This is a genomic window from Bacillus sp. FJAT-49736, from assembly GCF_018343615.1.
Lineage (GTDB): Bacteria > Bacillota > Bacilli > Bacillales > Bacillaceae_C > Margalitia.
In genome coordinates, this window is record NZ_JAGYPI010000002.1 from 243292 (window position 1) to 267623 (window position 24332).

Sequence of the window (24332 nt, forward strand, 5' to 3'; positions counted from 1 at the left end):
TCTCGCGAAAATAGCATATATTCTCGCTAAATTACTCCCTATTCTCGCGAAAATGACACTTAATCTCGCGAAATTTAGGTTTATTCTCGCGAATCGGTACTTTAGGCCTACATTTTAATATCTCCAAACAAAAAAAGACAAGCCGCCTAATCAGCGCTTGCCCATCATATAATCCAATATGTCCAAATCAATTTTTCCGTCTTCCTGCTCGCGCATTTCAAAATTTTCGGTGTGAATGTATTTTTTCAATGCAGAAGATAGTGAGTCATTACCGTTCAAATATCCATGTCTCGCAAGCTGATCTTTTAGCTGGCTTTCAACCACTCCGCTTATCTCTACGACCCGTTCTGGCTTTGATTTTGCAAAATAAAGTTGCTGGAGATAGTAGATTCGGATGAGTTCGTTTATTGGATCCGGATGTTCGTCTACCCGAAGATCAATAAATCTATCATTGTAACCACCGTAGCCACCTTTTTCTTTTACTACTAAGAGAGCTGCTGATTGCATACCGCGGGAGTCCCCGCCAGCTGCTTGCCCTGCATTCAATGCTTTCAATAATCGTTCTGCAAGTGTCCCTTTTGTTTCAGTAAAAGTTCGTGCCATTGCGTCTACCGTATTTTCATCGACTAAAATATTTCCCTGAGCAGCAAAGTATTCACCGGTTACACCGCCGGCCCAGTCATAGCACTTGCTTCCCGTAAAGGTTGCGGCACCACCTTTGAAGTCAACGACACCCACTTGTCTATACTCACAATCTTCATCTGCATCCGTTAAAATTTGTAATACTTCTGCTGCTGACTTTCCTTGCTCTAACAGCTCTAACCCCTCAGGACCGTAGGCTGTATTAGCATACGATTGAGTTGCAATCGCTCCGACGCCTGCCTTCGCAAACGGAACAACCGCTCCGACACCAAGAAACTTGGATTGTACTGCTATCCCCCACTCTTTTTCAACAGGATCATAGCCAACAATTGAAAATGTCATCTCCCATACCCCCATATTAATTTCCTAGAAAAATTGCTCCGTACACTAAAGCCCCGCAAATTACGTAGACAGGACTTACCTTCCATTTTTCTAAAAGCAATAAACTAACAATTCCAATGATTGCGGTTTGAAGAATCCCAACCCCTTTGTAAGAGGTCGTGAAAAAATCAATCGTCATGACACCCAAAAGAACCGCAATCGCTGGGCGTACAAGCTTCGTCATATTTTTCACCTTGGCAGTATCTTTATATTTCATTAATATGCCTAGTAATGCAATGATTAAAATTAGAGATGGGGCTACACAGGCAATCAAAGCGACAATAGCACCAAGAACCCCGCCTTGTGAGTAGCCGATGTATCCCGCCATCTTCGTTGCAATTGGACCAGGTAAAGCATTTCCGAGGGCAACCATTTCACTAAATTCATGAACGGTAAACCAGTGGTAACGATCCACCACCTCATGCTCGAGCAGTGGAATCGTTGCCGGTCCTCCACCATAGCCCAAAAGATTAGCCATGAAGTTCGCTAAGAAAATTTTCCAGTAAATCATGATGCCTTCACCTGCTTTTCTTCCTTCTTATTTTTGGAAAGAAGTGCGGAAACGAGAAGGGCAGCAATTAAGATTGCCGGGTGAATTCCTAATATTTGCATCACTACAATGCTAATAATAACGAGTATTACGGTTGCAACCCAACCCATAGTATTATTCGATTTTTTTATAAAATCCCATGTTAAAGAGCCTAGCATGACACCCGCTATCGGGATAACTGCTTTTGACATACCGTTCACCCAAGGCTTATCCTTATAAGCTTGCAAAACGGTTAATAAAACAATCAATAAAACGACAGTCGGAAGTACAGTACCTGCAAGTGCACTAAGCATTCCCCAGAAGCCGCCTACCCGCCAGCCGATGTAGCCTGACATTTTCGTATTAATGGGACCTGGAAGCGTGTTGGCTAACGCTAAAATATCGGAGAATTCTTCATCTTCCATCCATTTGTATATGTCCACGACCTCCCGCTTCATCAACGGAATAGCCGAAAGTCCTCCCCCGTATCCAAGCATTCCCGACCGGAAAAAGGCCACAAATATATCCCATGTTTTCACAATATCACATTCCTTTTTTGTGTCTTCAAAGGTTGTTTTAGTTTGAGACTTTGCACCTTATTAAGAAAAAGATGCCCTGAAACTTAGCCAATTATTGATGTAAGCAAATATGGTTACTTCTCGAATGTTTTTTAATGACCTGGTAACTAATGTTTTCGTGAACAAAAGCAACCTGCCATCCACACATATACAACCTTCAAAAACGATTTACCTACCAAGTTTTAACTTTTTCACTCTTTAATTAGCCATGTTCAGAAAATTCCATATCAATATACTGCAATAGATCCGTCCGTTCTAGATTCTGTTCCACCCATCAGAACTCCTGTTTCAGGATTGCGCCAAATCACTTGCCCACGGCCAAAACCACCGTTATCTGTTGCAATTTGAATTTGATGTCCTTTACGTATCAACGCTTGAGCAATGTGAAGCGGAAAATGCGATTCTACCTGAATCTTTTTCCCTTCGATCCATTGCCACCTCGGTGCATCCAGTGCGGCCTGCGGATTCAAATGAAAATCGATGGTATTCATAATCACCTGAAAATGTCCTTGCGGCTGCATATATCCGCCCATGACACCGAAAGGTCCAACAGCCTGATTTCCCTTTGTTAAAAATCCTGGAATGATGGTATGGTACGTTTTCTTTCCTGGCTTCAATGCATTCGGATGATCCTCCTCCAAGGAGAAATCCGCCCCGCGATTCTGCAATGCAATACCGGTACCAGGGACCACAATGCCAGATCCGAACCCCATGTAATTGCTCTGGATGAAGGACACCATATTGCCTTCTCCGTCGGCAGCTGCCAGGTAGACGGTTCCTCCACTAGGAGGCGTATATGGCTCAGGAGTGAGCGCTTCTTCGCCGATAAGCGCGCGGCGTTCCGCTGCATATTCCTCCGATAGAAGATGGTCTACTTCTACTCTCATGTGCCGGATATCAGAAATATGTGCCTTTCCATCTGTAAAGGCAAGCTTCATCGCTTCAATCTGTTTATGATAAGTATCGATGGTTTCTTTTTCAGTAAAATCAAAGCCTTTAGCAATGTTAAGCGCCATAAGAGCTACCAAGCCTTGCCCATTAGGTGGGATTTCCCAAACGTCATAACCTCTATAGTACGTTGAGATCGGCTCCACCCATTCTGCACGATAATCCGCTAAATCTTCTTTCGATAAAAAGCCATTATGTTCTTGTACATAATCAGCAATTTTTTCTGCTAATGGACCGCGATAAAAGCTTTCTGCATCTGTCTCAGCAATTTCCCGTAAGGTGCTCGCATGTCCTGGTGATCGCCAAATCTCCCCAATCTCCGGTGCTCTTCCATCCGGTGCGAAGGTTTCAAACCACGACCGGAATTCCTCCCCTGTCATGTTCTGCTTATAGATGCGATACGCGGATTTCCAATACTTCCCTAGAATCGGCGTTAATGGATATCCCTCTTCTGCATAACGAATGGCTGGTTCTAATACTTCCTTTAAAGACAGGCGTCCAAATTTTTTCGAAAGCTCTGCCCATCCGGAAGGAGTTCCTGGGACGGTGACAGGCACCACGCCGTGGACTGGCATTTTTTCATAGCCACGTTCCCGTAATGCTTCAATGGAAATCGATTTTGGGGAGGGACCGCTTGCATTTAATCCGTGAAGCTTCCCTTCTGTCCAAACAAGCGCAAAGCAATCAGAACCAATTCCATTCGATGTCGGCTCCACCACCGTTAGTGCAGCAGCAGTCGCAATTGCTGCATCGATAGCATTCCCGCCATTTTTGAGAATCTCAATACCTGCCTGGGCTGCCAACGGCTGTGATGTTGCAACCATGCCGTTTTTGGCAAAAACGGTATTTCTTGTAGATGGATATGGTTGATATAAGTGATCAAGATTCACAATTTCGCACTCCTTTATCATTTGTAAAGCAAATCAGCATTTTTGTTTTACAAACGTAATCATTATCTATGATTATAGTAAAAAAACAGCTTTATGACCACTATTTTTCTACAAATTTCTTAATCTTTTGATTTAGCCGGGAATATAGGCACGAAATAGCCAACGATTGGCACGAATTGCATACGAATTGGCACGAAACGAGTATTTATTGTCCTGAAATCAAAGCAGAATGGCACGAATTATATCTTTATACCTACAGACAGGAAATTTATAGCTTCAAACCATTCCTGCTCTTAAATCTCCGTAATAAAATATTACTCTCCACTCTTGTAATACCCTCCAGGTTGTAAAGCTCATTGTTGATAAAATGTTCCAGGCTAGTAAAATCATCGACTAGCACATGCATATGTAGTGTACTCGGTCCTGTCATTTGATAGCAGCTTGCCACACTAGGGTTATCCGCTAATTTTTGGGCAACCTCTACCAAATAGGCCGGCTCGCAATCCACCTCGAAAAAGGCGGAAACATGCTTTCCGATTTTTTCCGAATTAATCACGACGGAAAACTTTTCGATTACCCCATTATTCATCAAATGTTGAACTCGCTCACGAACCGCCACTCGTGATAAATTTAATTGCTTTCCGATATCCGCATAGGATAATCGCCCATTATCTGTTAAAAGCTGAAGGATTTTACGATCAATATCATCTATTTTCATCGGTACACCTCGTGTAAAAGTCTATTTTTTCATAGTCATACTCCTAGTTATATTATATCGTAACCCATACGGGAATTTGCAGTCGCAAAAAAAATCCGCAGCGACATTAGCTACGGATTTGTCATTCTTTATTTTGTTTCTATTAAGCCATACTTTCCATCCTTGCGACGGTATACAATATTAGTTTGATTTGTTTCAGAATCAGTATAGACAAAGAAGTTATGGCCAAGTAGGTTCATTTGTAAGACCGCTTCCTCGCTATCCATCGGTTTTAGGTCAAATTGTTTTGTACGCACAACCTCTAAATCATTTTCTTCCTCATCCACTAGAACGCTGGAGCTGACGTTGGTTGCGAAAAACTCTCTATGGTTCCCTTGCTCTCGGAGCTTTCGGTTTACTTTTGTCTTATGTTTACGAATTTGTCTTTCCAATTTATCCGTTATTAAATCAATAGCAGCATACATATCCTCATTTACTTCCTCTGCTCTTAACACTAGTTGCGGCATTGGAATAGTTACTTCTACCTTTGATGCCTTCCCTTGATACACTTTCAAGTTCACATGGACATTGGTGTCAGGCACCTCGATAAAATAACGTTCTAGCTTGCTGACTTTCTTTTCAACGTATTCTCTTATTGCTGGAGTTACCTCAATGTTTTCGCCACGAATGTTGTAGTTCATCATATGGACTCCTCCTATTTTGGCTGTGTTCCTTTGCTAAGGCTTGTCTTTCCCTTTCATAGGTAACACTTTGCCTTTTTTTATTGCTATGATTATATATTTCTATTATACACGTCTATATTCCTGCTTAAACCTAAAAAAAATTTGTCGAATTTCTCGGGAAATAAAAAAAATGTCGAAATGCACATCCTTCCAAGGACAATACCCCAAAATATTTTCCAGTTCTTTAAGGCATACACCCAAACCGCCTACCCATCATTTTCATATTCTTTATCAAGGCTGTTTTCCTAATAGTGTTGTTTTTCTTCATCGAGGGCTTGAAAAGGGCCATTCAAAAGGATAACACTCGATGGAAAAACAGCAAAATGAAAGAAAAGAGCCTTAATTATAAAAATATTTATGAGGAGGAAAAATGATGCATCCTGATTTTCAATATAATTATGGTGTACCGATGCAAGATGAGAGAATATGGGGAAGACCTGGTTTTGGCTGGGGCAGGCCTGGTTTCGGTTGGGGTAGACCCGGCTTTGGTTGGGGTCGACCTTGGGGCTTTGGATTCGGAGCTCCATTCTTAGGAGGTCTTGCAGGCGGTTTAGCAGCTGGTGCTTTATTAGGACCTGGATTATATGGCGGATGGGGATATCCGTACGGAGGATTTGGATACCCAGGATTCTATTGGTGATTTAAAAAATAAAAAGGAGGCTTTTTCATATGAAAAAGCCTCTTCATTGTCTGCTGTTTGTAAAAAGTGCCAATCCTTACTGACTTACAATATACCAACCAAATTTAGATCCACAATCGGCTCATTTTTTTCAATGCGTTCCTTAATTTCTTTCAACCAATGCTTTTCTCTCTCATTTCGCACTTCCACAGGCACCTTCTTGCTAAAGACGGAATAAAGGTCAACATCTCTCAGCTTCAAAAACAGTGGTATAGTTTCGAGGCATTCTTGCGAAAGCTCATTTTCCTCACGATATCCTTCTAAAAATGCCTGCAGAAATCCCATCGCAAATTCATTCCGTTCCTCTTTTGTCCCATAAAAGTGATTACTATTTACGGAATAGTACAATGGAATTGCGATATCAGATGCATAAAAATGATAACTAGCATCATCGAAATCAAAAATATGAATCGAATCTCCATCGTAAAAAAAGTTTCCATGATGGATATCACTGTGAATAAGCCCATAGGAATCCTTCGTCCTTGGTAATTTTGCAACTTCTTCTACTACTTTACGAGCCGCTTCCAAGGCCTCTTGTTCATTCTTCGGATAATATTCTTCTAGCTGCAGTAAGTCATTTTCATCCCAATGATACCGAGGCTGGACCTTCTCCCCCGGCTGATATTTCTTTGTAAAATAATGCATTTTCCCGATTGTTTTACCCCAAATTCGATAAAGCTTATCACTAAAGTCCCCCTGCTTCACTGGATTTCCAGGAGCTTTTTCAAACAGACTTGCATAGAAGTACGAATCCTCTGCCTCAAATGCTTCTACAGCCTTTCCGTTCGGAGAGAAAAAGACCCCTGGAATGCTAATCCCACAGTTATGTAGATATTGAATCCAATCCAGTTCCGACTCTAGTTCCTTTGGGGAACGATGAGTGCTGTGAGTCACCCTTAAAATCTTCGGTTCGCCGTTTTCATACACCTCAAACGCATAATTTTCAAATGCTCCAAGCTTTTTGAATTCAGGATCCAATTGATATGTCGATAATATTTTATTCATTACATCAGATGTAAATTGTTTTTCTACAGAATATTCCATGATTTCCCCCCAATGTTCAAAATGTAATGCCGAACTATATATATTAGACATTGGGACAGATTTAACCTGCTGAAAAATCATGGCGGGAGTTAACTTTATATAAAAATATACTCCGATCCAACCTATTATTTAAAATGCTCTGGGAACTCATTTTGATATATTCGCAACAGAATATAATATTGAATTCCACTTCAAATCTGTTCAGTATTAATGGATGATTTTCGATTTAAATCCCATTTATTTTCGTTTAAATAAGGAATGAAAAGAACCTTTAATATCCCGGAAATGAATTCGCTTTCAAAAATGTATAAAAGGAGGAAATCGGTATTGGGGAACAAGATGATTTCTCACTAAGCTTTAAAGAGGGAAAACTGCTGCGGTTTATCGTTATCTCTCTATTGATCTCTACATATCTTTAACTCGTGCTTATTTATTTAAGCTTCGAAATAAGCCCTTTTAATATAAATTTCACATAGGGAATGTTGTTCGATTTACGCTTATTGATTAAGTATAGGTGGTGGATCATTTCAACGATTTCATTTCTTTTTAACTCTTCCATTAGCTTCGTAATCACTTCTGCTCGAGTCAGTTCCTTTTTCTCCTGCTGACTTATTCTGATTGTAATGGTCGAAAACGGCTCTATATGTTGCTGCAATAATTCTTTAATTTGATTATTACTTAATCTAACCTTTGCATAGAAGCCTGGGAAGTCCTCCCAATGGTCTTGCTCAAATTGTAACATGGAATTATTTCTCCCTTCTTAGTAAAATTACAAAATAAAAAACCATTTCAACTAACGCGCATTGAAATGGCCTTATGAAAACAAAACTGAAATGATTCTTCCAGTTTTAGTAAAGTCCATCAAAAAAACTTTAATTCCTATAATATCTATAAAAATACTACTTCATATAAAGAGAAAACTCGACCCAATTCACCATTCCTTCACAAAATAAAATAATACAAAATTCGACATAAATTGAATTAATCTAACACAAATCTACAAACTACTGCATTTTAATTCAAAAAGTATGTATTTATTTGTCGAATGTTTTATATTAAAATCATTACAAAAGACAAAAATGGAGAGGAAAGTATCGATTCCTATGAATGACGTTAAGAAAATATTTGATTTATTTCTTCACATTTTTAACAGTATGTCCGATATGTTGTTCATCACACAAATAGAAAATAATGATGATTATCGTTATTTGTTTATAAACGAAGCAGCCAGTTCCTTTACTGGCCTTACTTCTGATGTATACGGAAAAACGATGAATGAAGTTCTCCCATCTCCAATGTATTCATTCATTAAGGAAAAATACGACGAGGCGATAAAGAAAAAAAGCCCTCTTCAATATGTTGAAAAATTCGAGATTCCTTCTGAAAAGGAGGCTATCATTGGCACGAACGGTAAAAGATTAATCTACTATGAAACAACTATTACACCAGTGTTTGACAGTAGTAATGCATCTACTCACATTCTTGCTATTGTTCGGGATATTACACTCCAAAAGCAAAAGGAAAAAGAGCTTAAAATGGCAACAGACCATTTCAAGCTACTTTTTAATAGCACGGCCGATGCTATCTTTACCTTTGATGCACAGGAAAATTTCACGAGCGCGAATCTAGCTTTTGAAAAATTATTTGGGTGGAAGCAGGAGGAAATCCTAGAAAATCCATCTATCAGCATCATACCCGACATGGGAAAAAAAGAATTAAAAAATATGATCATTCATGCTCTTAAAACAGGACAAACCATCCCTTCCCACGAGGTTCAACGGCTCACAAAGGATGGACAGATTATTGATGTGCTCGCATCTTATTCTCCGCTTTGTGATCATGACGGCAACTGGGATGGTGGCGTTGCTGTCTATAAGGATATAACCGAGCTAAAACAAATTTTTAATGAATTAAAGGAAAGCGAAGAAAAGTATCGGCTAATTACAGAGCATACATCTGATTTAATAAAGATTATTGATCCAGAAGGAATCGTACTTTATAGCTCACCGTCTCATTTTGAAACACTTGGGATTCGACCTGAGGACACTTTGAACAAACCCATTTTTATCGGAATGCATCCGGAAAGTAAAGTAGTTTTGAAAAATACTATACAGAAAATACTTCATACAGCTGAACCTGCCTCATTTATCTATCAAAGACAAAATCAAAATGGGGAGTATTTATGGATGCATACGATTGCTTCACCAATTATGAACGAAAAAAATGAGGTCGACCGGATTTTATTTATAGCTCGAAATATAACGGAAAGCAAGAAATACGAGGAAAAGCTAAAGAATGATGCATTATCGGATTTTCTTACTGGACAGCCGAATCGAAGGCATTTTTTCCATAAATTAACGGAAGAGATGGATAAAGCCTTTCATAGTCAAACTACAATGGCACTTTTGCTTCTTGATATTGATCGATTTAAATGGATAAATGATACGATGGGCCATGATACGGGAGACCAGCTGCTCAAAAGCTTTTCTGCTCGGGTAAGACATTGTTTGCGGGATGATGATATTCTTGCCCGTTTAGGTGGGGATGAATTCGCTATCCTCCTCCCAAATATCCAAGATCAACAGGATGTCATCAAAATAGCCAACAGAATAATCAAATCTTTACAGAAAAACTGGAAAATTGAGGACCATATCTTTAAAACCACCTCAAGTATCGGGATTGCATTTTATCCGCCGTATCATCAACATCATAAAGAGCTCCTGAAGCACGCAGACATGGCACTGTATGCAGCCAAAGAAAAAGGAAGAAATAATTTTCAGATTTATAGTCATATGTAAAAGCTCTTTTCATAAACTTTTTTGCTTTTTCGAACGAAAAACTAAGTAATTGCCCGATTTTTGATAATGAAGGAATAAACTTTTTTAAGAAAAGTGTAAAAAATGCTCAAACTAAAAAAGCAAGAGATACACTCTTGCTTTTTTCTATCACATATTATGAACTTAGCTTATTTGGCATCTTCTATTTTGTCCAACTATTTTAGAAGCTTTAATAATCGCACTCAAAATATTCGTTGCCCCTTGACGATCAGCTGTATAACCGGCACGAATATACGGACTTCTTTCCCGATTAGCGATATAATGCGGAGGCAATTGGTTCAAAGCAATAGCCTGAATATCATCTCGGCACCTTTCACATGTACAAGGTAAGTGAAGCTGCTCAATATTTTCATCCAAGACATTTTTCACTATTTCTTCCATTACATTGTAGATAGGCATCGGTTACCTCCGTGGATTACTTGGGTTCCATAGCTTAATATATAAATGTAATTATAGTGTAAGAGATGGAATTTGTATACAAAAAATCACCTAGCCCATTGCAGGTGATTTTATTGAAACACTTACTTAATTACGTTTGTCTAGGAAGAATCCGTCCGTTTGCATATTTTCATATGGGTTAATATATCTCTTCATCGACGACTTTTTCTTCGTTAACCCATTCATATCTTTTTGAATATCTTGTTTTATATTTAATAGTAGACGGTCAAGCTCTTGCTGCTGCACAATTAACTTTTTGCCAACTAAAGCTTCCTGTTCCGAAAAAGGAGGCTTAATTAAAGGCAGAAGCTGCTCTCTTTTGGCGAGCAACTCTTGCATACTTTCAATTGTTTTATCGCGGCTGTCGGATGTTACCTTTTTTAATACAGTAATTAATTCTTCTGTTAATACATAACACGCTTCAACAGCATTCATTATGCTTGTCCGCCTTTACCGCCGTATTGCTGCTGGCGGTTACGATGGATAACTTCTTTCCAAGTGTCGCGGAATTCTATAACAAGCTCCTCGACTTCATCCAATATAGCAATATTATTTTTTAAATTCGCTTCAATTAAACGCCTGTTAATATAATCGTATAGAGACATCATTTTCTTGGAAACTTCATAATCCATTTTTAATGTAACCATGAGCTCATGTATAATATTTTGTGCCTTTTGAATATTGGTGTTCTTTTCTTGAATATTCTTTTTTTCTATAGCGGTTTTTCCTAGATTTATAAACTTTATGCATCCGTTATATAACATTAATGTTAGCTCACCAGGTGCTGCTGTGGTGACGGAATTATTTTGATATGCCTGGTAAGGGTTATTTACTGCCATAGAGAGTCACTCCTTTTTATTACCTTCCACTAGAAAACATTTGCTGTACATAAGTTCCTTGACTATTTGCTTGCTGAATTGCTTTTTCCATTGCAGTGAATTGACTATAATATCGGTTTTCTATTTGGGTAAGACGATTATTAAAATCGAGTATTTGAGTAGCCAAATTATCTAAGCTTTTCCCAATAGAAAATTGTTTATTGGTTGATGTAGCGCTTCCTGCTTTATCCTTTACTTGATTCATAACTGTAGAAACCGCTTTGGATAATCTTTGAGCAAGTCCTTGGGAAGATGTACTATCGCCAGTTGCAGTAAACATTTTTTCCACTGAAGAAGGATCATCTGTAAGAGCTTTTTTCAACTTCGCCTCGTCAATTACCAATTTTCCACCGTCTAAAAAGTTCGGAGAAGTAGTAATTCCAATTTGAGCTAATTGACTATATTTAGAAGAAACGCTTGAATTTTGTATTGGTTGATATAACAAAGTTCTCATTTGGGTTAATGCACTAGATAAAATGGAATCCCCTTTTAATAATCCGCTCTTTGCTTTCTCTTCCCACTGTTCTTGCTGTTTATCAGAAAGCTGTTCCCGCTGATCATCTGTTAAGGGTTGATAATCTCGATAGCGTTCTTCTGTGAGCTTTTTATTGATGGTGTCTATTAATGTATTATATTTATCAACAAATGATTTAATATTATTAAATACTGTATCAATATCATTTGATATAGAAAGTGTTACCGGATTTACAGGATTTAGAACTCCTCCACTATTATTAGGGTCGGGAACGTTAAAAACTTGTTTTAATGTATATGTAACACCGTTTATTGTAAATGTATTTGAATTTCTTTGCGTTTCAAGCCCATTTATAGTAAAGGTTGCATTAGTTCCACCGATTTCTTGTGAGTTTTCATCAAATTTTAAAATGTTTTTCAGAAAAACACTGTTGTCAGTAATAATTTCACTACCATTTGAGGGACCAGATGTATCTGTATTAAAATCACCCGTTTCCGTTCTAGTCATTGTCACTTGATCTTTAAATGAATCATAAAACATCGTAACTCCAACTTTTGAATTATTTACCTGATTTATCACATTATTTAAACTGTCAGAACCCCTGAATAAAAAAGTCTTACTTTGTTGTTGATTGTTTGTAGTAAAAGTTTGAATATTAAATGCTGCATATTTTTCAGTAGAATGGATTTCAAAAGTTGTATCTTCTTCTAAGGGAGCGGAAAATGTGATTTTCCCAGTATTATCGATCCCCCCTAATATATTGGTATCATCATTTTCATCTATCAGTGCATTTCCACTTAATTTATATACTGTAGAACCAATTTTTATAGAAACTAATGAATTGCTTCCCAAATTTAATTGCATTTCAGTAGCATCTTTTTTCACTGTTTGCTTAGTAATATTTTCTGTTGTTGTGTAATCAACCTTAATCACATTGCCTGCAGTTAAATTATTTTTAAAGGTAAGATTTCCTTCACTATCTACAAGTACATTGTTGTCGGTTAGATCTGAAGCGCCCGAAGTAATGACATCATAACGTTTACCATTTACTTCAATGTTCATATATTTGGGATCTAAATTTAGAGTTTCACCTTTCAAATCTATTTTCGCTGTATTTGTAGCTTTAGCAGTAATAGATTGTGACTTAACTGAACCTACTTGCCAATCAATTTCTCCTCCAGCAAAATTCTGAGTTTCCAAGCTTTTAGTAATATCAATTTTACTTGTTCCAGAAATTGAACCACTATTTATTTTGGTAGCTGCGGTTGCTAGTTTACTAACATTTTGAATTGTAGTAGAGGACAACGATGCTGAACCTGAAGCTGAAGCTGTAACATAATTGTCATTGGATGATACAACATTTCTTACTCGAAACTGTGTTGAAAGTTTCATATTAAAAAGTGTATTATTTTGAAAATCCAATAATAGTGAATTCAATGTCCGATAATCATCACGTTGCCATTCTAGAATTTGTTTTTTCTGCTTCATTTTATCCAATGGAACTCTTTCAGCTGTCATAAGCTGTTTCACCATGGAGTCGATATCCATTCCACTCGCTAGACCAATTATTCTTTGCACCATATATAAACAACTCCTTTATACCTTTTTATCAACTAATATGCCTAAATGTTTCTCCATCTCGGCATATATATCTAGCATTTTTTTTGATGGAATTTCCTTAATAACTTCTTGCGTTTTATCATCAATAATTGAAACATAATATTCATTTAATTCATCATGTAATTCAAATTTTAAATGGGTATTTGAAGCTTGGACAAATTCATTCATTCCATCTATAACTTTTTGAAGCTTTGCTTTCAGAATTGAGTGTTCGTCCTTCTTATCAGGACTTAAATTAATTGGTTCAGATGACTTAACATTGATGGTATCTCCTTGACCAGAATTTGACGGAATGGTAGCTACTGTAGTTGTTTGTCCCCCAGTGATTCGGTCGATCATTTTTTTCGCTCCTTTTAGTATTCTATTTTTAATATCGGATATAGTTTGGAAAAGTTAAGAGGAGAGTCGTTACAATTTTGAGTTTAGGAGGGTAGAGATACAATGCTTACACTCATTCTATTTGTCAGAATAGCAAATACGATTCATAATAGTAAATTTTTAAAAAAGAAATTTTTTATTTACTATCTAGGTAATACAATAAAAACATGAATGTTTGAATACCAGTATCGATTTCTCTATTAACTATAAGGAAATCGTTTTTTTATAATGATTAATCGATAATCTTACCCTCATCAATGGACTAAAATAATTTTATCCAAATTACTAAACTCAAATTGTTCTAACACTATACTATGCGATTGTAATTGCATTGTGGGCATAGAGGGTCATTCTCTTTTTTAAATTTATTAAAAAAATCTACGTCGTTCTATGTAGAATATCTGCTTATAGACGTACACTAATGGATTAATAATTCAATTTACTAATATAGGTGAGGCAACAGATTTTTTAGTGTATTAGTGAATGAAAAAAGAAATAACATGGTTATATTTTATTTTTATTTAGTTTTTTGATTTTAATAGTTTTTGCCACCAATCTTTGTTACGAAGATACCACTGAATTGTCTGAGCAATTCCCATTTCAAAAGTGTAGGATGGCTGCCAGCCTAAATTTTTTATTTTTGTAGCATCTATAGCATATCGCTTATCATGTCCAAGACGATCATCAACAAATTCTATCAAGTTTTCTGATCTTCCTAGAGCGTTAATAATAGAATTTACAACTTGTATATTTGTTCTTTCATTGTGACTTCCAATATTATATACCTCACCAATTATTCCAGTATGCAATACTATATCGATTGCTACACAATGATCCTCCACATGTAACCAATCACGGATGTTTCCACCATTTCCATAGACTGGAACCTTTTGATTGTTCAAAACTCGTGATATTGTTAACGGGATTAATTTCTCTGGAAATTGATATGGACCGTAATTGTTTGAACAACGGGTAATATTAACTGGTAGGCCATAAGTTTCGTAATATGAGCGTACTAATAAATCTGAAGAAGCTTTACTTGCACTGTAGGGACTATTGGGTAGTAAAGCATTTTCTTCTGTAAATAAAGTCAAAGGATCAAAATCCAATTCACCATACACTTCATCTGTTGAAATATGAATGAATTTTTCAACTCCTACTTTTCTTGATGCATCCAACAGCACCTGTGTTCCTAATACATTTGTTCGCACAAATATTTCTGGATCAGTAATTGAGCGATCGACATGACTTTCGGCAGCAAAATGAATAACATAGTCAAATTGTTCTGCCTCGAAGAGAGGAATAATTTTTATTCTATCTGCAATATCTGCTTTAATAAAGTGGTAATTTTCAAGCGATTCTATTGAAGCGTGCTTTGATAAATCCCCAGCATACGTTAATAAATCCAAATTATAAATATCGTAATTAGGATATTTTTTTAACATATATTGAATAAAATTACTTCCAATAAATCCAGCTCCACCTGTCACTAGTACTTTTTTATTACTCAATTATTTTCACCTCAATAACATTGATCCTACAATTTTTTCACCATTTTTATTCTAGACCGTTGATAATACTTTATTTTCAACTGAATTTAATAGTTCTACTAAATAACGACCGTAATCTGTTTTCATCAGTGGTAAAGCAAGATCAAGCAGCTGTTCTCCTGAAATGTATCCTTTTCTGAATGCAATTTCCTCAATACATGCTACATATAAACCTTGACGCTTTTGAATAGCTTCAACAAAATTAGATGCTTGAAGTAAGGATTCATGTGTACCAGTATCTAGCCAAGCTAATCCACGTCCTGTAAGTTCTACTTTTAATTCTCCCCGTTTAAGGTACTCCTCGATAATAGATGTGATTTCTAGTTCTCCTCGTTTTGAGGGCATTACTTTCTTTGCAATTTCAACTACTTGATTATCAAAAAAATACAAACCTGGTACAGCATAAGATGATTTCGGAAATTTTGGTTTTTCCTCAATAGAAATTGCATTCATATTTTCATCGACTTCTACTACGCCATAAGCACTTGGATCTTTTACAAAACATCCAAATATTATTCCTCCATTAGTTAACGCAGAAGCCCTTTTTAAGCGATTTCCAAAACTTGATCCATAAAAGATGTTGTCACCTAATACAAGAGATACTGTAGAATCACCAATAAATTCTTCAGCAATAATAAACGCTTCTGCAAGACCGTTTGGTTGCTCCTGTATAGCATACTCGAATTTCATACCTAATTTGCTACCATCACCAAGAAGTTCCTTAAACCCATTTATATCTCTAAATGTAGAAATGATTAAGATTTCTCTAATTCCTGCTAACATCAATACAGAAAGAGGGTAGTATATCATTGGTTTGTCATATACTGGTAGCATTTGCTTAGATATCGCTGTAGTTAATGGATAAAGACGAGTGCCGGAGCCACCTGCTAAGATAATTCCTTTCATTAAAGATCACCTATTTTTTGAGTTATTTCTTATATTATGAATTTGAATAAATTTCCTTAAATATATCACATATCTTAATTACGTCATTTAGTTCTAATTCTCCATAAAAAGGCATCGAAAGCACCTCTCTAACAGCCTTATGTGCACATTGAAGATTTTCAGGATTTGCCGATGGTATACTTTTATACCAATTATAATTGCTACATAAATGACTAAAATACTTTCTCGCAAATACATTATTTTCTTGTAAAACATTATAAATATAATCTCTTGACCGTCCAAACTTAGATTCGTCTATTTCAATAACAAAATATTGATAGCTACTACTTTCACTTTCCAAATTTGTTATAACCCTTATACCAGGTAAACCCTGGAGTTGATTTTCATACATTTTTTTTATTTTATGCCTTTTAATTCTTTCATCATTGACTAATTTTAATATCTCAAGTCCCATACCAGCTTGTATTTCATTCATCTTTGCATTTAAACCAGATAATACAACCTCCTCAGAGCTTGTTAAACCAAAATTTTTAAGCAGATCTAACTTTCTACTCAAGTCTTCATTCTTAAAAGTTAAGGCTCCTCCTTCAATAGTATTGAAAAGTTTGGTTGCATGAAAACTAAACATCGTCATATCCCCATATTTCCCAATAGGTTCTCCATTGATCTTTGTACCAAAAACATGTGCACCATCGTATATTATTTTCAAATCATATTTATCTGCAATTTGTTGTATCTTGTTAACATTACATGGATTTCCAAAGACATGCACTCCAAGAATAGCGCTTGTTTTTTCTGTAATCAAATCTTCAATCTTATTTGCATCAATATTCAGCGTTATTGGATCTATGTCACAAAATACCGGAGTTAATCCATTCCAATCAAGAACTTGCACCGTTGCTGGAAAAGTAAAAGGTGTTGTTATCACTTCTCCTTTAAGATCCAAAGCCTTTAGTCCCAGTAACAATGCTAAAGTACCATTATTGAAAAGAGAAATATTATTCAAGTTAAGATATATCTTTATTTGCTTTTCTAATTCTTTTACCTGGTTACCATTATTAGTAACCCATTTACTTTCCAATATCTCACCTATTCTACTATTTACATTTTGTAAGGTTGGAAGAAGAGGTCTTGTAACATATATTGGGTTATCAAATTTACTAGTCATATTATCCCCCATTAACATCATACAATTATATATGTGGCATTTTAGCAAGATAATAACAAATGAGATAATAATATTCAGATTAATATAAAGGTTTGAATCTACTCCATTGATAATTATACAGTTTATAAAACACAGTCATATATATGGAAATTAAATATCACAATAAAAATGTTACAATTTAGCAGACATTAATATAATCGATTAACCAAGTACAGCATAGCCAAACCCTGATTTACCAAATCCATTACCGTTATATAACATCACAAACCTATTTTTAATTTTAAATACATATGGATATGCTATTGCTTCAGAATCCCAACCATTTTCTGATAAATGTAAACCAAATAATTCATCTTTACGTATCCACCTTTTTCCATCATCAGACTCCGCATATCCGCCTCTATAGTTTTTTTCAGAGTTTAATCTAAATCCATTTATATTCCTTTTGCTAAACCACATTTTATAAATACCTTGATCATATATAACAGAAGGACGTGCTACAGCTTCCATATCATAATTAGGTAAAATACAATCAATATTATTTCTTGTCCAATCTATACCATTATGAGAAGTTGCATATTTAATATGATATTTAATTTCAGGCTTTCCATTAATCATTTTCCATTCAGAACCTGAAGTATAATACATTTTCCATAAATCTCCTTGCTTAATCACATCGACTGCACCGGTATAGTATGGTTCTTCTTTGTTCCTGTCAAGAATTGGACCATCATATAATCTTCTAAAAGTCATTCCATTATCATCACTGACCACTACTCCAATTGCATTTCTTGTATGAACAGTAGTACTAGGATTCCATCCAATATAGTACATATAAATACTATTATTTACGCGTAAAATGGAGCAGACATTAGCCCCTGAGTCATCAAATGCACCAATTTTACCTAAATCTATTACTGGCTTATCATGAAAATACTTCACCTTGAAATCATCAATATTTTGAATATCTATGTCAACAAACGTTGTTCTTGTTTTACTATTTCTATCCCTAACACCAAAATAAACTCTTAGCGTATTATCATCTAATATTAATGGAGTTGGTTTATGACAGTGGCTATTTGCCCAATCAGATATATTTTCTACATTAAATAAAAGACCTTTTTTTATCCATTGCATAATAATTCACCTCAAGGATTTCATTATAAAAATTGGTCTGTTTAAAAATTCCCCTAACTGATCAATTCTATTAACATTCTCTCGATTCAGATCGTAATATTTAATAATTCCATTTTGATTTTCCGCAACACCAATTTTAATTATTTCCCAGTACCCAATTACTCCTTTTTTGATAAACCTTATCATTTCCTCTTTTGTACCTTCTTTGAATAACCCCAGCTCTTTATTTCCTTTCCAGTTAAAACCTAATTGAAAAGCAATATATTCTGTCATTTCCCATAAACTATTTAATTGTCTTATAATAGACTCTTTTGCTTTTTTAATCGTTAATCCCTTATCTCCATAATCATCACCAACATGATGTAATACATTTAATAGAAGGATGAGATCATACCTTTTATTTAAGTTTCCTGCTTCATCAAATTTAAAGTATTCATTTGAAATTTTAATATTATCTTTAATATTAAGTATATCTGCTGAAAGTCTTACGAAGTCAGAATGTACTTTATTCCCCTCATAATAATGTACATTATTTGCGCCATTATTTATCATTTCAAAGGAAAAAAAACCCGTATTCCCACCAATATCTAATATAGACTTATTTTTAATATTTATATATTCTAATATATATTCTAATCGTTCTTCCTCAAATCTTGTTTTAACTTGTATATCATTATCATCTATTATTTTGGAAAGTTTTTTAGATAATATTTGATAATTTGAGTGCTTACTCGATTCGGAATATAGTTTCTTTAACCTTTTAATTTCCTCTATCACCATAAAGCTCCTTTACAAATATTGATTTCGTATCAATTCTTCTATATATATCGTACTTCATCCATTCATGTAATGTTTGAAGTAATTCATTTTCTGTATAAGCATGGTAGACTAATTCATGATAATTTGTAAGTGCTTCGGACAATCCTCCAAACCAAAAATATTTTACAGATGAATTTATTGGTTTTTTAGGCAAATTGATTGTTTCTAATATTCCAAAGTCATGCAGAAATGTTTCAAAAAAATTAATTCCTGCATCAACAAAAAATTGTGAAGGACCCCAAAATCGTGGATTTGCCTCTATCATATAATTCTTTTCCTCGTATTGTTTCATTTCCACCATTACTAAACCAAAGTAGTTTAAATCTTTAAATAATCTCTCGAATTTCTCGGATTCTAGGGAATTATGGAAATTCGAAGAAACAGCAGCTAACATAGATTTACCTTTTGGTTGTTGCATTAAGTTCTCCTGAGAAAATTTATAAATTGTTCCATCCCTATGAAAATAATATAATAAATAAATACTTTTACCTCTTATAAATTCTTGATAATAGAAATCATCAATAGGATATTTGCTTTTAAATAGGTCGAAATCATTTGCATCGTTTAATATAATTGGTGAGAATACCTTATTTTTAATAGAAGAAAAATATTGTTTAGGCTTCGCTACTATTGGAAATGAAATATTCTGCTCAATATCAATTTCATATGGTGTATCAATTAGATAATCCCTACATATATTCCCAAACGAGTATTTATCTGATATTTTTTCGTATAACTCCTTATTAACTAAAGGAATTGTACACCCAGCCTGCTCGAATTCTTCCTTATTTTCGAGTAAAAACCTATTTAATGCTTCTGTTGTTGGGGCAATAATAAATTCATGTTCTTTATACTTTTGCCTTACTTTATTAATTGACATTAATAAATCATCTAATATTAGAGGAATAGATTTACGTATAGCAAAAACATGATCACTATAATCAGTTAAAAATATTTCATCGTGTTTATCTTTTGCAATAATAGCATAATCAATTTTTTTATATTCTAATGTACGTAAAAAAGCAATTATTGCTCTTTGATTATAACCTGAAAATACAAGTATTAACTTTTTATAACTTTGCATTTTTTGAGCTCCTTGCTTGATTTTCCCGCATTTACATAAATAAAATAATTAATGTAAGTAAAAAACTATAAAAAATGAAATAAATTATAAACGAACTATTTAATTCATCGTTCAACATTAAGAACTATATAATAAATATTTTATATATTCCTTATATACTTTTTGGTAAAAGTTCGGAAATATCATCTTTATAAATACAGAAAACTTCTTTTTTATATCTAGTATGTTATAAAAATCATTTGACCTTATAGTTATATAATCTCTCTGTACTATAGCATTCTTGAATTCGTAGTATTTTATCTTTTTATTAATGTCTTCGGAGTACTCATAATTTGTATAATTATTGAATTGCTTTAACATACTAATTACTTCATTTGCATGTTTTATTTGTTTGTTTCTTTTATCTTTTCCAGTACTTTGTTTTTTTGACCAACTTCCCTTTCCACCTACTCTGTAAGCGGCCATCGCTTCATCAATAAAATACGTATATCCTTTACTTGATAAAATTATCTGTAATGGATAATCCCCTACAGGTGATTGATAATAAAATTCAGGTGGATTTTCCATTAATTTTCTTGGAAATAATAAGGATACAGTTCCAACAAAATACCCCCCACCAAGAATCATATCTGATATCGGACATACAGTACTTTTATCATATGGTCTTTCATACCCTATTTTCTCATTTTTAACACTCACTTTTTCTACAGTGTGAGCACATAAAGTACATTCTGGATTATTTTCCATATAGTCTACTTGTTTTTGAAGTTTATAGGGATTTGTCCAATAGTCATCTCCCTCACATAATGCAATATATTTACCTCTAGCTCTTTTATTATTTATGCTTCCTATTACTTTAAGTCCCCTAGAGTATTGATTCACTTTTCCGTATATCGGTTTTATAACATTGGGATATTTTTTTTCATATCTTCTTATTATTTCTTGTGTACTATCGGTTGAAGCATCATCGTAAATAAGAATTTCATATTCAAAGTTAGTTTTTTGCATTAAGAAGCTTTCGATAGCCTCTGCTATAAAGTCCTCGTGATTATACGAGACACAATTTATACTTACCAATACATCGCTCATGTTTTTCCTCCAAAGTAACCCATTCCATTATTTCAACAGAGATTCTGATTTCAAGATTACTTGATTTTGAATATCCAAACCTGGTAACTACTAAACCTACATTTTTAATTAGAATGGATACTAATAGTACAGAAACTCTATATTGTCAAAATACTAAGCTTTTCTTTATAGCAAAATGTATTTTTTCACCGGCAGATCCATCTAGATTTACATAGATCTTAGAAGCCATTCCTTTTCGATTTTTTTCCAATGGATCATACCCATTTGAAAACTTTTTAGCGAGTTCATACCACGGTTCAGAATTGTCAAAAGTATAATAAAACACATCAGATGGCAGAACAGAGTTGGGAAGAGAAGAATTATGCCATTTATTTTCATCCCAGAACATTACTTTTTTCTCTGTTAACAAATACGAACGAAGTAATGAACCGTCCGTGCTAATTAACACATCGGCAGCTTTTAAAGCTGGAATATAATTGTCTGTTTCATCAATAATAACACCACTATAGATGTTGTTTTTATCATTTTTAAATCTATCTTTTAAATCAAGATAGTAATTATAGAATTCGGGTTTATATTTTATTATTGATATATCAGTAAGTGGATGCGGACGCCATATCACAATACTCTCTTCAATATATCTAGGTATATTGAAGATATCTATGAGCTTTTCCATTGACCAAAATGGTCGATTAGCAAAAAAAAGACATCCTGTATTTATTAAATAGACTGTCTTTCCTTCTATTTTATCTCCCCATTCTATTGGAAAAGTAATTTCCTCGTTTAAAGCATATACCATTTTATCAAGTTTTGGAGAACCGAGAACCAAAAGTTTTTCCTCCGGTAATCCATCTTCAATGGCAGCTTCTTTCACCATTTCATTAGCTAAAATAATCCTATCCACATTTATCACAGCGGGGCTACTATAACCTAATAATCTCCTTTCCTCATTACGATACATGAAATGAGGCGTGTGATAAGGGACATAAACTAGCATGTCAGTATACTTTTTTAAATTAGATGTAAAATACTGTTCATAAACTCGAGTAAGGGTATTATAGTTGTCATATATATTGTGGACATATATTATATCAGGATCCTGTTCTTCAAGATTGTATTCTCGATAATGAGTTATTGATATATTTTCAGGAAAACGGTCACCTTCATATGTTGGTATCGCTTCATTTTGAGATAGTTGATAATATGGAATTGGAACAACATGAGTTACACAATCTTTGTCTTCTTTTGCAGCTAAATAAATTGTTTCTAAACTATCCCACATGGATACTTTATAAGGGAAGAAAACAACATTCAATTTTGTAGGCACTTCTTCTTGAAACGTATTTTTTAATAAAAATATCTGTGTGTTAAGATCTGATACAGACTCCTCATTTATTCGATTAATGTTAAACAAAAATTCATTTAATAAATTTTGGATATTTCTTATTATTCTCATTGTAACTTCGGGTTGAGTTTCTTCTTTTTCTATTTGGAAATAAATAGCATCCATAGCTATCAAACAATCTTTTATATAGCTAACCTGGTTATTTAATTTACATAAGACTTCTACCATTTCAGAAACTGTATCCATCAAATCAATTATTTTCTTCTTTTTTTTTAAAAACACCTTGTATCGACTCCTATATATTAAAGTTCAAAAATTGTATTATACAATAAAAGAAAATGACTATCATAATTTTAAAAGTTTCTAATTCTCAATTTTATCTTAGTCTAATATTCCTAACCGATATTTTGCCCTTTCATACCCAAGTTCAGCAGATTGCCCATAGTACTTAGAAGCTTTTTTTAAATCACCAGTAACTTCATAAAATACACCTAAGTTATATGCAGCTAAAAAACTACTTGTTCCTTGAACATACTCTATGTGAAACCGATCTTTTAATGCTAAGCATGTTAAAAAACTTCTTTCTATTTTAGGAAGCAGGTCGTGTGATTTATTTTGATAACCTAAGCTATAATCCAGGTAAAATAAACCTTTAGCAAAATGAAAATCAGTGATATTTTTTAATACAATTTCATTTTGCTTAATAATTTCAAATAATTCTTCAATATTACATTCTTTACCACAATTAATTAGTTCTACAACTAATTCACCATAATAAGAAACTGTCTCTGTTGTTAACTCATAAGCTCTTTTTAAAAATTGGTATGCTTCTTTATATTTTTTACTAATCCTTAATTCTTTGCCTAGTTGAAATAAATAGTATCCATCCATTGGATCTTTTTTTATTTCTTTAAATAGTAACGGAATATTTCTTTGGCTTTTATTTGTTTCGAAATATCCACTATGCATGACTTTCAAATTAGCATCTACCCTAGAATAATTACTCTCAAGTTGCTCATGAACGGCTCCGCTATAACGAATATTTCTAGGGAAAAATCTAGATACATATGCTTTTGCATAATGAATTTGATTGTCTTTTTTAAAATGACTTTTAATGAGAATTCTACCTATAGAGTTTGTAAGCATGATTGATTCTAAATCTTCCCTAGACCCTTCAATGATGTATTCATCTGCATCTAATACTAATATATAATCTCCTGTAGTTTGTTCAATTGAATAATTACGAGCAACTGCAAAATCATCCACCCAATTAAAATGGTGTATTTTAACATCAGAATATTGTTGTAGAATAGATATCGTATTATCAGTGGATCCTGTATCCACAATAACCATTTCATCCACTAGATCCATTACTCTCTCTAGACATCTTTTAATATTTTTTTCTTCATTTTTCACTATCATTGCCAATGATATTTTCAATTGACCACTACTTTCTATTTCCAAAATGTTAATGAAG

General features: G+C 34.2%; 24 protein-coding genes. 2 read left to right on the plus strand and 22 right to left on the minus strand.

The window, feature by feature from the left end; all coding sequences use genetic code 11:
- Nucleotides 1-150: 150 nt before the first annotated feature.
- From KHA87_RS12740 to hpf, 6 genes are all read right to left on the minus strand, one after another.
- On the minus strand, nt 151-984 hold the full coding sequence (locus KHA87_RS12740) for a DUF1028 domain-containing protein (protein WP_213094544.1): 834 nt from the start codon (nt 982-984) through the stop codon (nt 151-153).
- A 16-nt stretch (nt 985-1000) separates the two neighbouring features.
- Nucleotides 1001-1534, minus strand: a complete 534-nt coding sequence (locus KHA87_RS12745; protein WP_213094545.1) for a chromate transporter — start codon at nt 1532-1534, stop codon at nt 1001-1003.
- A complete protein-coding gene (locus KHA87_RS12750; RefSeq protein WP_213094546.1) occupies nt 1531-2091 on the minus strand; it encodes a chromate transporter in 561 nt (186 codons plus the stop codon). Before KHA87_RS12750 ends, KHA87_RS12745 begins: the two co-directional genes overlap by 4 nt.
- 266 nt (nt 2092-2357) lie before the next feature.
- Nucleotides 2358-3968 carry a gamma-glutamyltransferase family protein gene (locus tag KHA87_RS12755; protein WP_349305584.1) on the minus strand — a complete coding sequence of 537 codons (1611 nt, stop codon included), beginning with the start codon at nt 3966-3968 and terminating at the stop codon, nt 2358-2360.
- Nucleotides 3969-4236: 268 nt separating this feature from the next.
- The gene (locus KHA87_RS12760) at nt 4237-4686 is read right to left on the minus strand and encodes an Lrp/AsnC family transcriptional regulator (RefSeq protein WP_213094548.1); all 450 of its coding nucleotides are present in this window, start codon (nt 4684-4686) and stop codon (nt 4237-4239) included.
- 128 nt (nt 4687-4814) lie between these two features.
- Nucleotides 4815-5369, minus strand: a complete 555-nt coding sequence (gene hpf / locus KHA87_RS12765) for a ribosome hibernation-promoting factor, HPF/YfiA family (RefSeq protein WP_283249448.1) — start codon at nt 5367-5369, stop codon at nt 4815-4817.
- A gap of 412 nt (nt 5370-5781) precedes the next feature.
- Here hpf and KHA87_RS12770 point away from each other — a divergent pair, with 412 nt between their 5' ends.
- Nucleotides 5782-6048: a hypothetical protein gene (locus tag KHA87_RS12770; protein ID WP_249310382.1), complete on the plus strand. Its 267-nt coding sequence runs from the start codon at nt 5782-5784 to the stop codon at nt 6046-6048.
- A gap of 84 nt (nt 6049-6132) precedes the next feature.
- On the opposite strand, the gene KHA87_RS12775 is transcribed toward KHA87_RS12770, so the two are convergent.
- Together KHA87_RS12775 and KHA87_RS12780 are read right to left on the minus strand one after the other, a co-directional pair.
- Nucleotides 6133-7131 carry a phosphotransferase enzyme family protein gene (locus KHA87_RS12775; protein WP_213094549.1) on the minus strand — a complete coding sequence of 333 codons (999 nt, stop codon included), beginning with the start codon at nt 7129-7131 and terminating at the stop codon, nt 6133-6135.
- 430 nt (nt 7132-7561) lie between these two features.
- Nucleotides 7562-7873 (minus strand): hypothetical protein, encoded by a 312-nt coding sequence (locus KHA87_RS12780; RefSeq protein ID WP_213094550.1) that lies wholly within the window; start codon nt 7871-7873, stop codon nt 7562-7564.
- Nucleotides 7874-8234: 361 nt separating this feature from the next.
- On the opposite strand from KHA87_RS12780, the gene KHA87_RS12785 reads away from it, so the two are divergent.
- Nucleotides 8235-9929, plus strand: a complete 1695-nt coding sequence (locus KHA87_RS12785) for a PAS domain S-box protein (RefSeq protein ID WP_213094551.1) — start codon at nt 8235-8237, stop codon at nt 9927-9929.
- A 162-nt stretch (nt 9930-10091) separates the two neighbouring features.
- Here the strand turns inward: KHA87_RS12785 and KHA87_RS12790 are convergent, their stop codons facing one another.
- The 14 genes from KHA87_RS12790 to KHA87_RS12855 form a co-directional block, all read right to left on the minus strand.
- Nucleotides 10092-10367 carry a late competence development ComFB family protein gene (locus KHA87_RS12790; protein WP_213094552.1) on the minus strand — a complete coding sequence of 92 codons (276 nt, stop codon included), beginning with the start codon at nt 10365-10367 and terminating at the stop codon, nt 10092-10094.
- A 126-nt stretch (nt 10368-10493) separates the two neighbouring features.
- Nucleotides 10494-10841: a flagellar protein FliT gene (fliT, locus tag KHA87_RS12795; RefSeq protein ID WP_213094553.1), complete on the minus strand. Its 348-nt coding sequence runs from the start codon at nt 10839-10841 to the stop codon at nt 10494-10496.
- Nucleotides 10841-11245, minus strand: coding sequence for a flagellar export chaperone FliS (fliS, locus tag KHA87_RS12800; protein WP_213094554.1), 405 nt, complete (start codon nt 11243-11245; stop codon nt 10841-10843). Before fliS ends, fliT begins: the two co-directional genes overlap by 1 nt.
- A 19-nt stretch (nt 11246-11264) precedes the next feature.
- On the minus strand, nt 11265-13340 hold the full coding sequence (gene fliD / locus KHA87_RS12805; RefSeq protein WP_213094555.1) for a flagellar filament capping protein FliD: 2076 nt from the start codon (nt 13338-13340) through the stop codon (nt 11265-11267).
- 15 nt (nt 13341-13355) lie between these two features.
- Nucleotides 13356-13718, minus strand: a complete 363-nt coding sequence (gene flaG, locus KHA87_RS12810) for a flagellar protein FlaG (protein WP_213094556.1) — start codon at nt 13716-13718, stop codon at nt 13356-13358.
- 560 nt (nt 13719-14278) lie between these two features.
- Nucleotides 14279-15268, minus strand: coding sequence for a dTDP-glucose 4,6-dehydratase (gene rfbB / locus KHA87_RS12815; protein ID WP_213094557.1), 990 nt, complete (start codon nt 15266-15268; stop codon nt 14279-14281).
- A 51-nt stretch (nt 15269-15319) separates the two neighbouring features.
- Nucleotides 15320-16213 (minus strand): glucose-1-phosphate thymidylyltransferase RfbA, encoded by an 894-nt coding sequence (gene rfbA, locus KHA87_RS12820; RefSeq protein WP_213094558.1) that lies wholly within the window; start codon nt 16211-16213, stop codon nt 15320-15322.
- Between the two features lie 34 nt (nt 16214-16247).
- Nucleotides 16248-17381: a DegT/DnrJ/EryC1/StrS family aminotransferase gene (locus tag KHA87_RS12825; protein WP_213094559.1), complete on the minus strand. Its 1134-nt coding sequence runs from the start codon at nt 17379-17381 to the stop codon at nt 16248-16250.
- A gap of 201 nt (nt 17382-17582) precedes the next feature.
- Nucleotides 17583-18518 (minus strand): glycoside hydrolase family protein, encoded by a 936-nt coding sequence (locus tag KHA87_RS12830; protein WP_213094560.1) that lies wholly within the window; start codon nt 18516-18518, stop codon nt 17583-17585.
- Nucleotides 18519-18524: 6 nt separating this feature from the next.
- Complete coding sequence (locus tag KHA87_RS12835; protein WP_213094561.1) at nt 18525-19295, minus strand: class I SAM-dependent methyltransferase; 771 nt, start codon at nt 19293-19295, stop codon at nt 18525-18527.
- Entirely contained in the window at nt 19279-20421 is a 1143-nt protein-coding gene (locus tag KHA87_RS12840; protein WP_213094562.1) for an ATP-grasp domain-containing protein, read from the minus strand. The genes KHA87_RS12835 and KHA87_RS12840 overlap by 17 nt, the downstream gene beginning before the upstream one ends.
- Before the next feature lie 117 nt (nt 20422-20538).
- Entirely contained in the window at nt 20539-21510 is a 972-nt protein-coding gene (locus KHA87_RS12845) for a glycosyltransferase (protein ID WP_213094563.1), read from the minus strand.
- A gap of 145 nt (nt 21511-21655) precedes the next feature.
- Entirely contained in the window at nt 21656-23137 is a 1482-nt protein-coding gene (locus KHA87_RS12850; RefSeq protein ID WP_213094564.1) for a hypothetical protein, read from the minus strand.
- Nucleotides 23138-23236: 99 nt separating this feature from the next.
- Nucleotides 23237-24295: a glycosyltransferase family 2 protein gene (locus tag KHA87_RS12855; protein WP_213094565.1), complete on the minus strand. Its 1059-nt coding sequence runs from the start codon at nt 24293-24295 to the stop codon at nt 23237-23239.
- Between the last annotated feature and the right edge of the window lie 37 nt (nt 24296-24332).

Bases quoted from the DNA above. Each gene is read 5' to 3' on its own strand.
- KHA87_RS12740 (WP_213094544.1), bottom strand. From the start codon at position 984: ATGACATTTTCAATTGTTGGCTATGATCCTGTTGAAAAAGAGTGGGGG.
- KHA87_RS12745 (WP_213094545.1), bottom strand. From the start codon at position 1,534: ATGATTTACTGGAAAATTTTCTTAGCGAACTTCATGGCTAATCTTTTG.
- KHA87_RS12760 (WP_213094548.1), bottom strand. From the start codon at position 4,686: ATGAAAATAGATGATATTGATCGTAAAATCCTTCAGCTTTTAACAGAT.
- hpf (WP_283249448.1), bottom strand. From the start codon at position 5,369: ATGATGAACTACAACATTCGTGGCGAAAACATTGAGGTAACTCCAGCA.
- KHA87_RS12770 (WP_249310382.1), top strand. From the start codon at position 5,782: ATGCATCCTGATTTTCAATATAATTATGGTGTACCGATGCAAGATGAG.
- KHA87_RS12775 (WP_213094549.1), bottom strand. From the start codon at position 7,131: ATGGAATATTCTGTAGAAAAACAATTTACATCTGATGTAATGAATAAA.
- KHA87_RS12780 (WP_213094550.1), bottom strand. From the start codon at position 7,873: ATGTTACAATTTGAGCAAGACCATTGGGAGGACTTCCCAGGCTTCTAT.
- KHA87_RS12785 (WP_213094551.1), top strand. From the start codon at position 8,235: ATGAATGACGTTAAGAAAATATTTGATTTATTTCTTCACATTTTTAAC.
- KHA87_RS12790 (WP_213094552.1), bottom strand. From the start codon at position 10,367: ATGCCTATCTACAATGTAATGGAAGAAATAGTGAAAAATGTCTTGGAT.
- fliT (WP_213094553.1), bottom strand. From the start codon at position 10,841: ATGAATGCTGTTGAAGCGTGTTATGTATTAACAGAAGAATTAATTACT.
- fliS (WP_213094554.1), bottom strand. From the start codon at position 11,245: ATGGCAGTAAATAACCCTTACCAGGCATATCAAAATAATTCCGTCACC.
- fliD (WP_213094555.1), bottom strand. From the start codon at position 13,340: ATGGTGCAAAGAATAATTGGTCTAGCGAGTGGAATGGATATCGACTCC.
- flaG (WP_213094556.1), bottom strand. From the start codon at position 13,718: ATGATCGACCGAATCACTGGGGGACAAACAACTACAGTAGCTACCATT.
- rfbA (WP_213094558.1), bottom strand. From the start codon at position 16,213: ATGAAAGGAATTATCTTAGCAGGTGGCTCCGGCACTCGTCTTTATCCA.
- KHA87_RS12825 (WP_213094559.1), bottom strand. From the start codon at position 17,381: ATGACTAGTAAATTTGATAACCCAATATATGTTACAAGACCTCTTCTT.
- KHA87_RS12830 (WP_213094560.1), bottom strand. From the start codon at position 18,518: ATGCAATGGATAAAAAAAGGTCTTTTATTTAATGTAGAAAATATATCT.
- KHA87_RS12840 (WP_213094562.1), bottom strand. From the start codon at position 20,421: ATGCAAAGTTATAAAAAGTTAATACTTGTATTTTCAGGTTATAATCAA.
- KHA87_RS12845 (WP_213094563.1), bottom strand. From the start codon at position 21,510: ATGAGCGATGTATTGGTAAGTATAAATTGTGTCTCGTATAATCACGAG.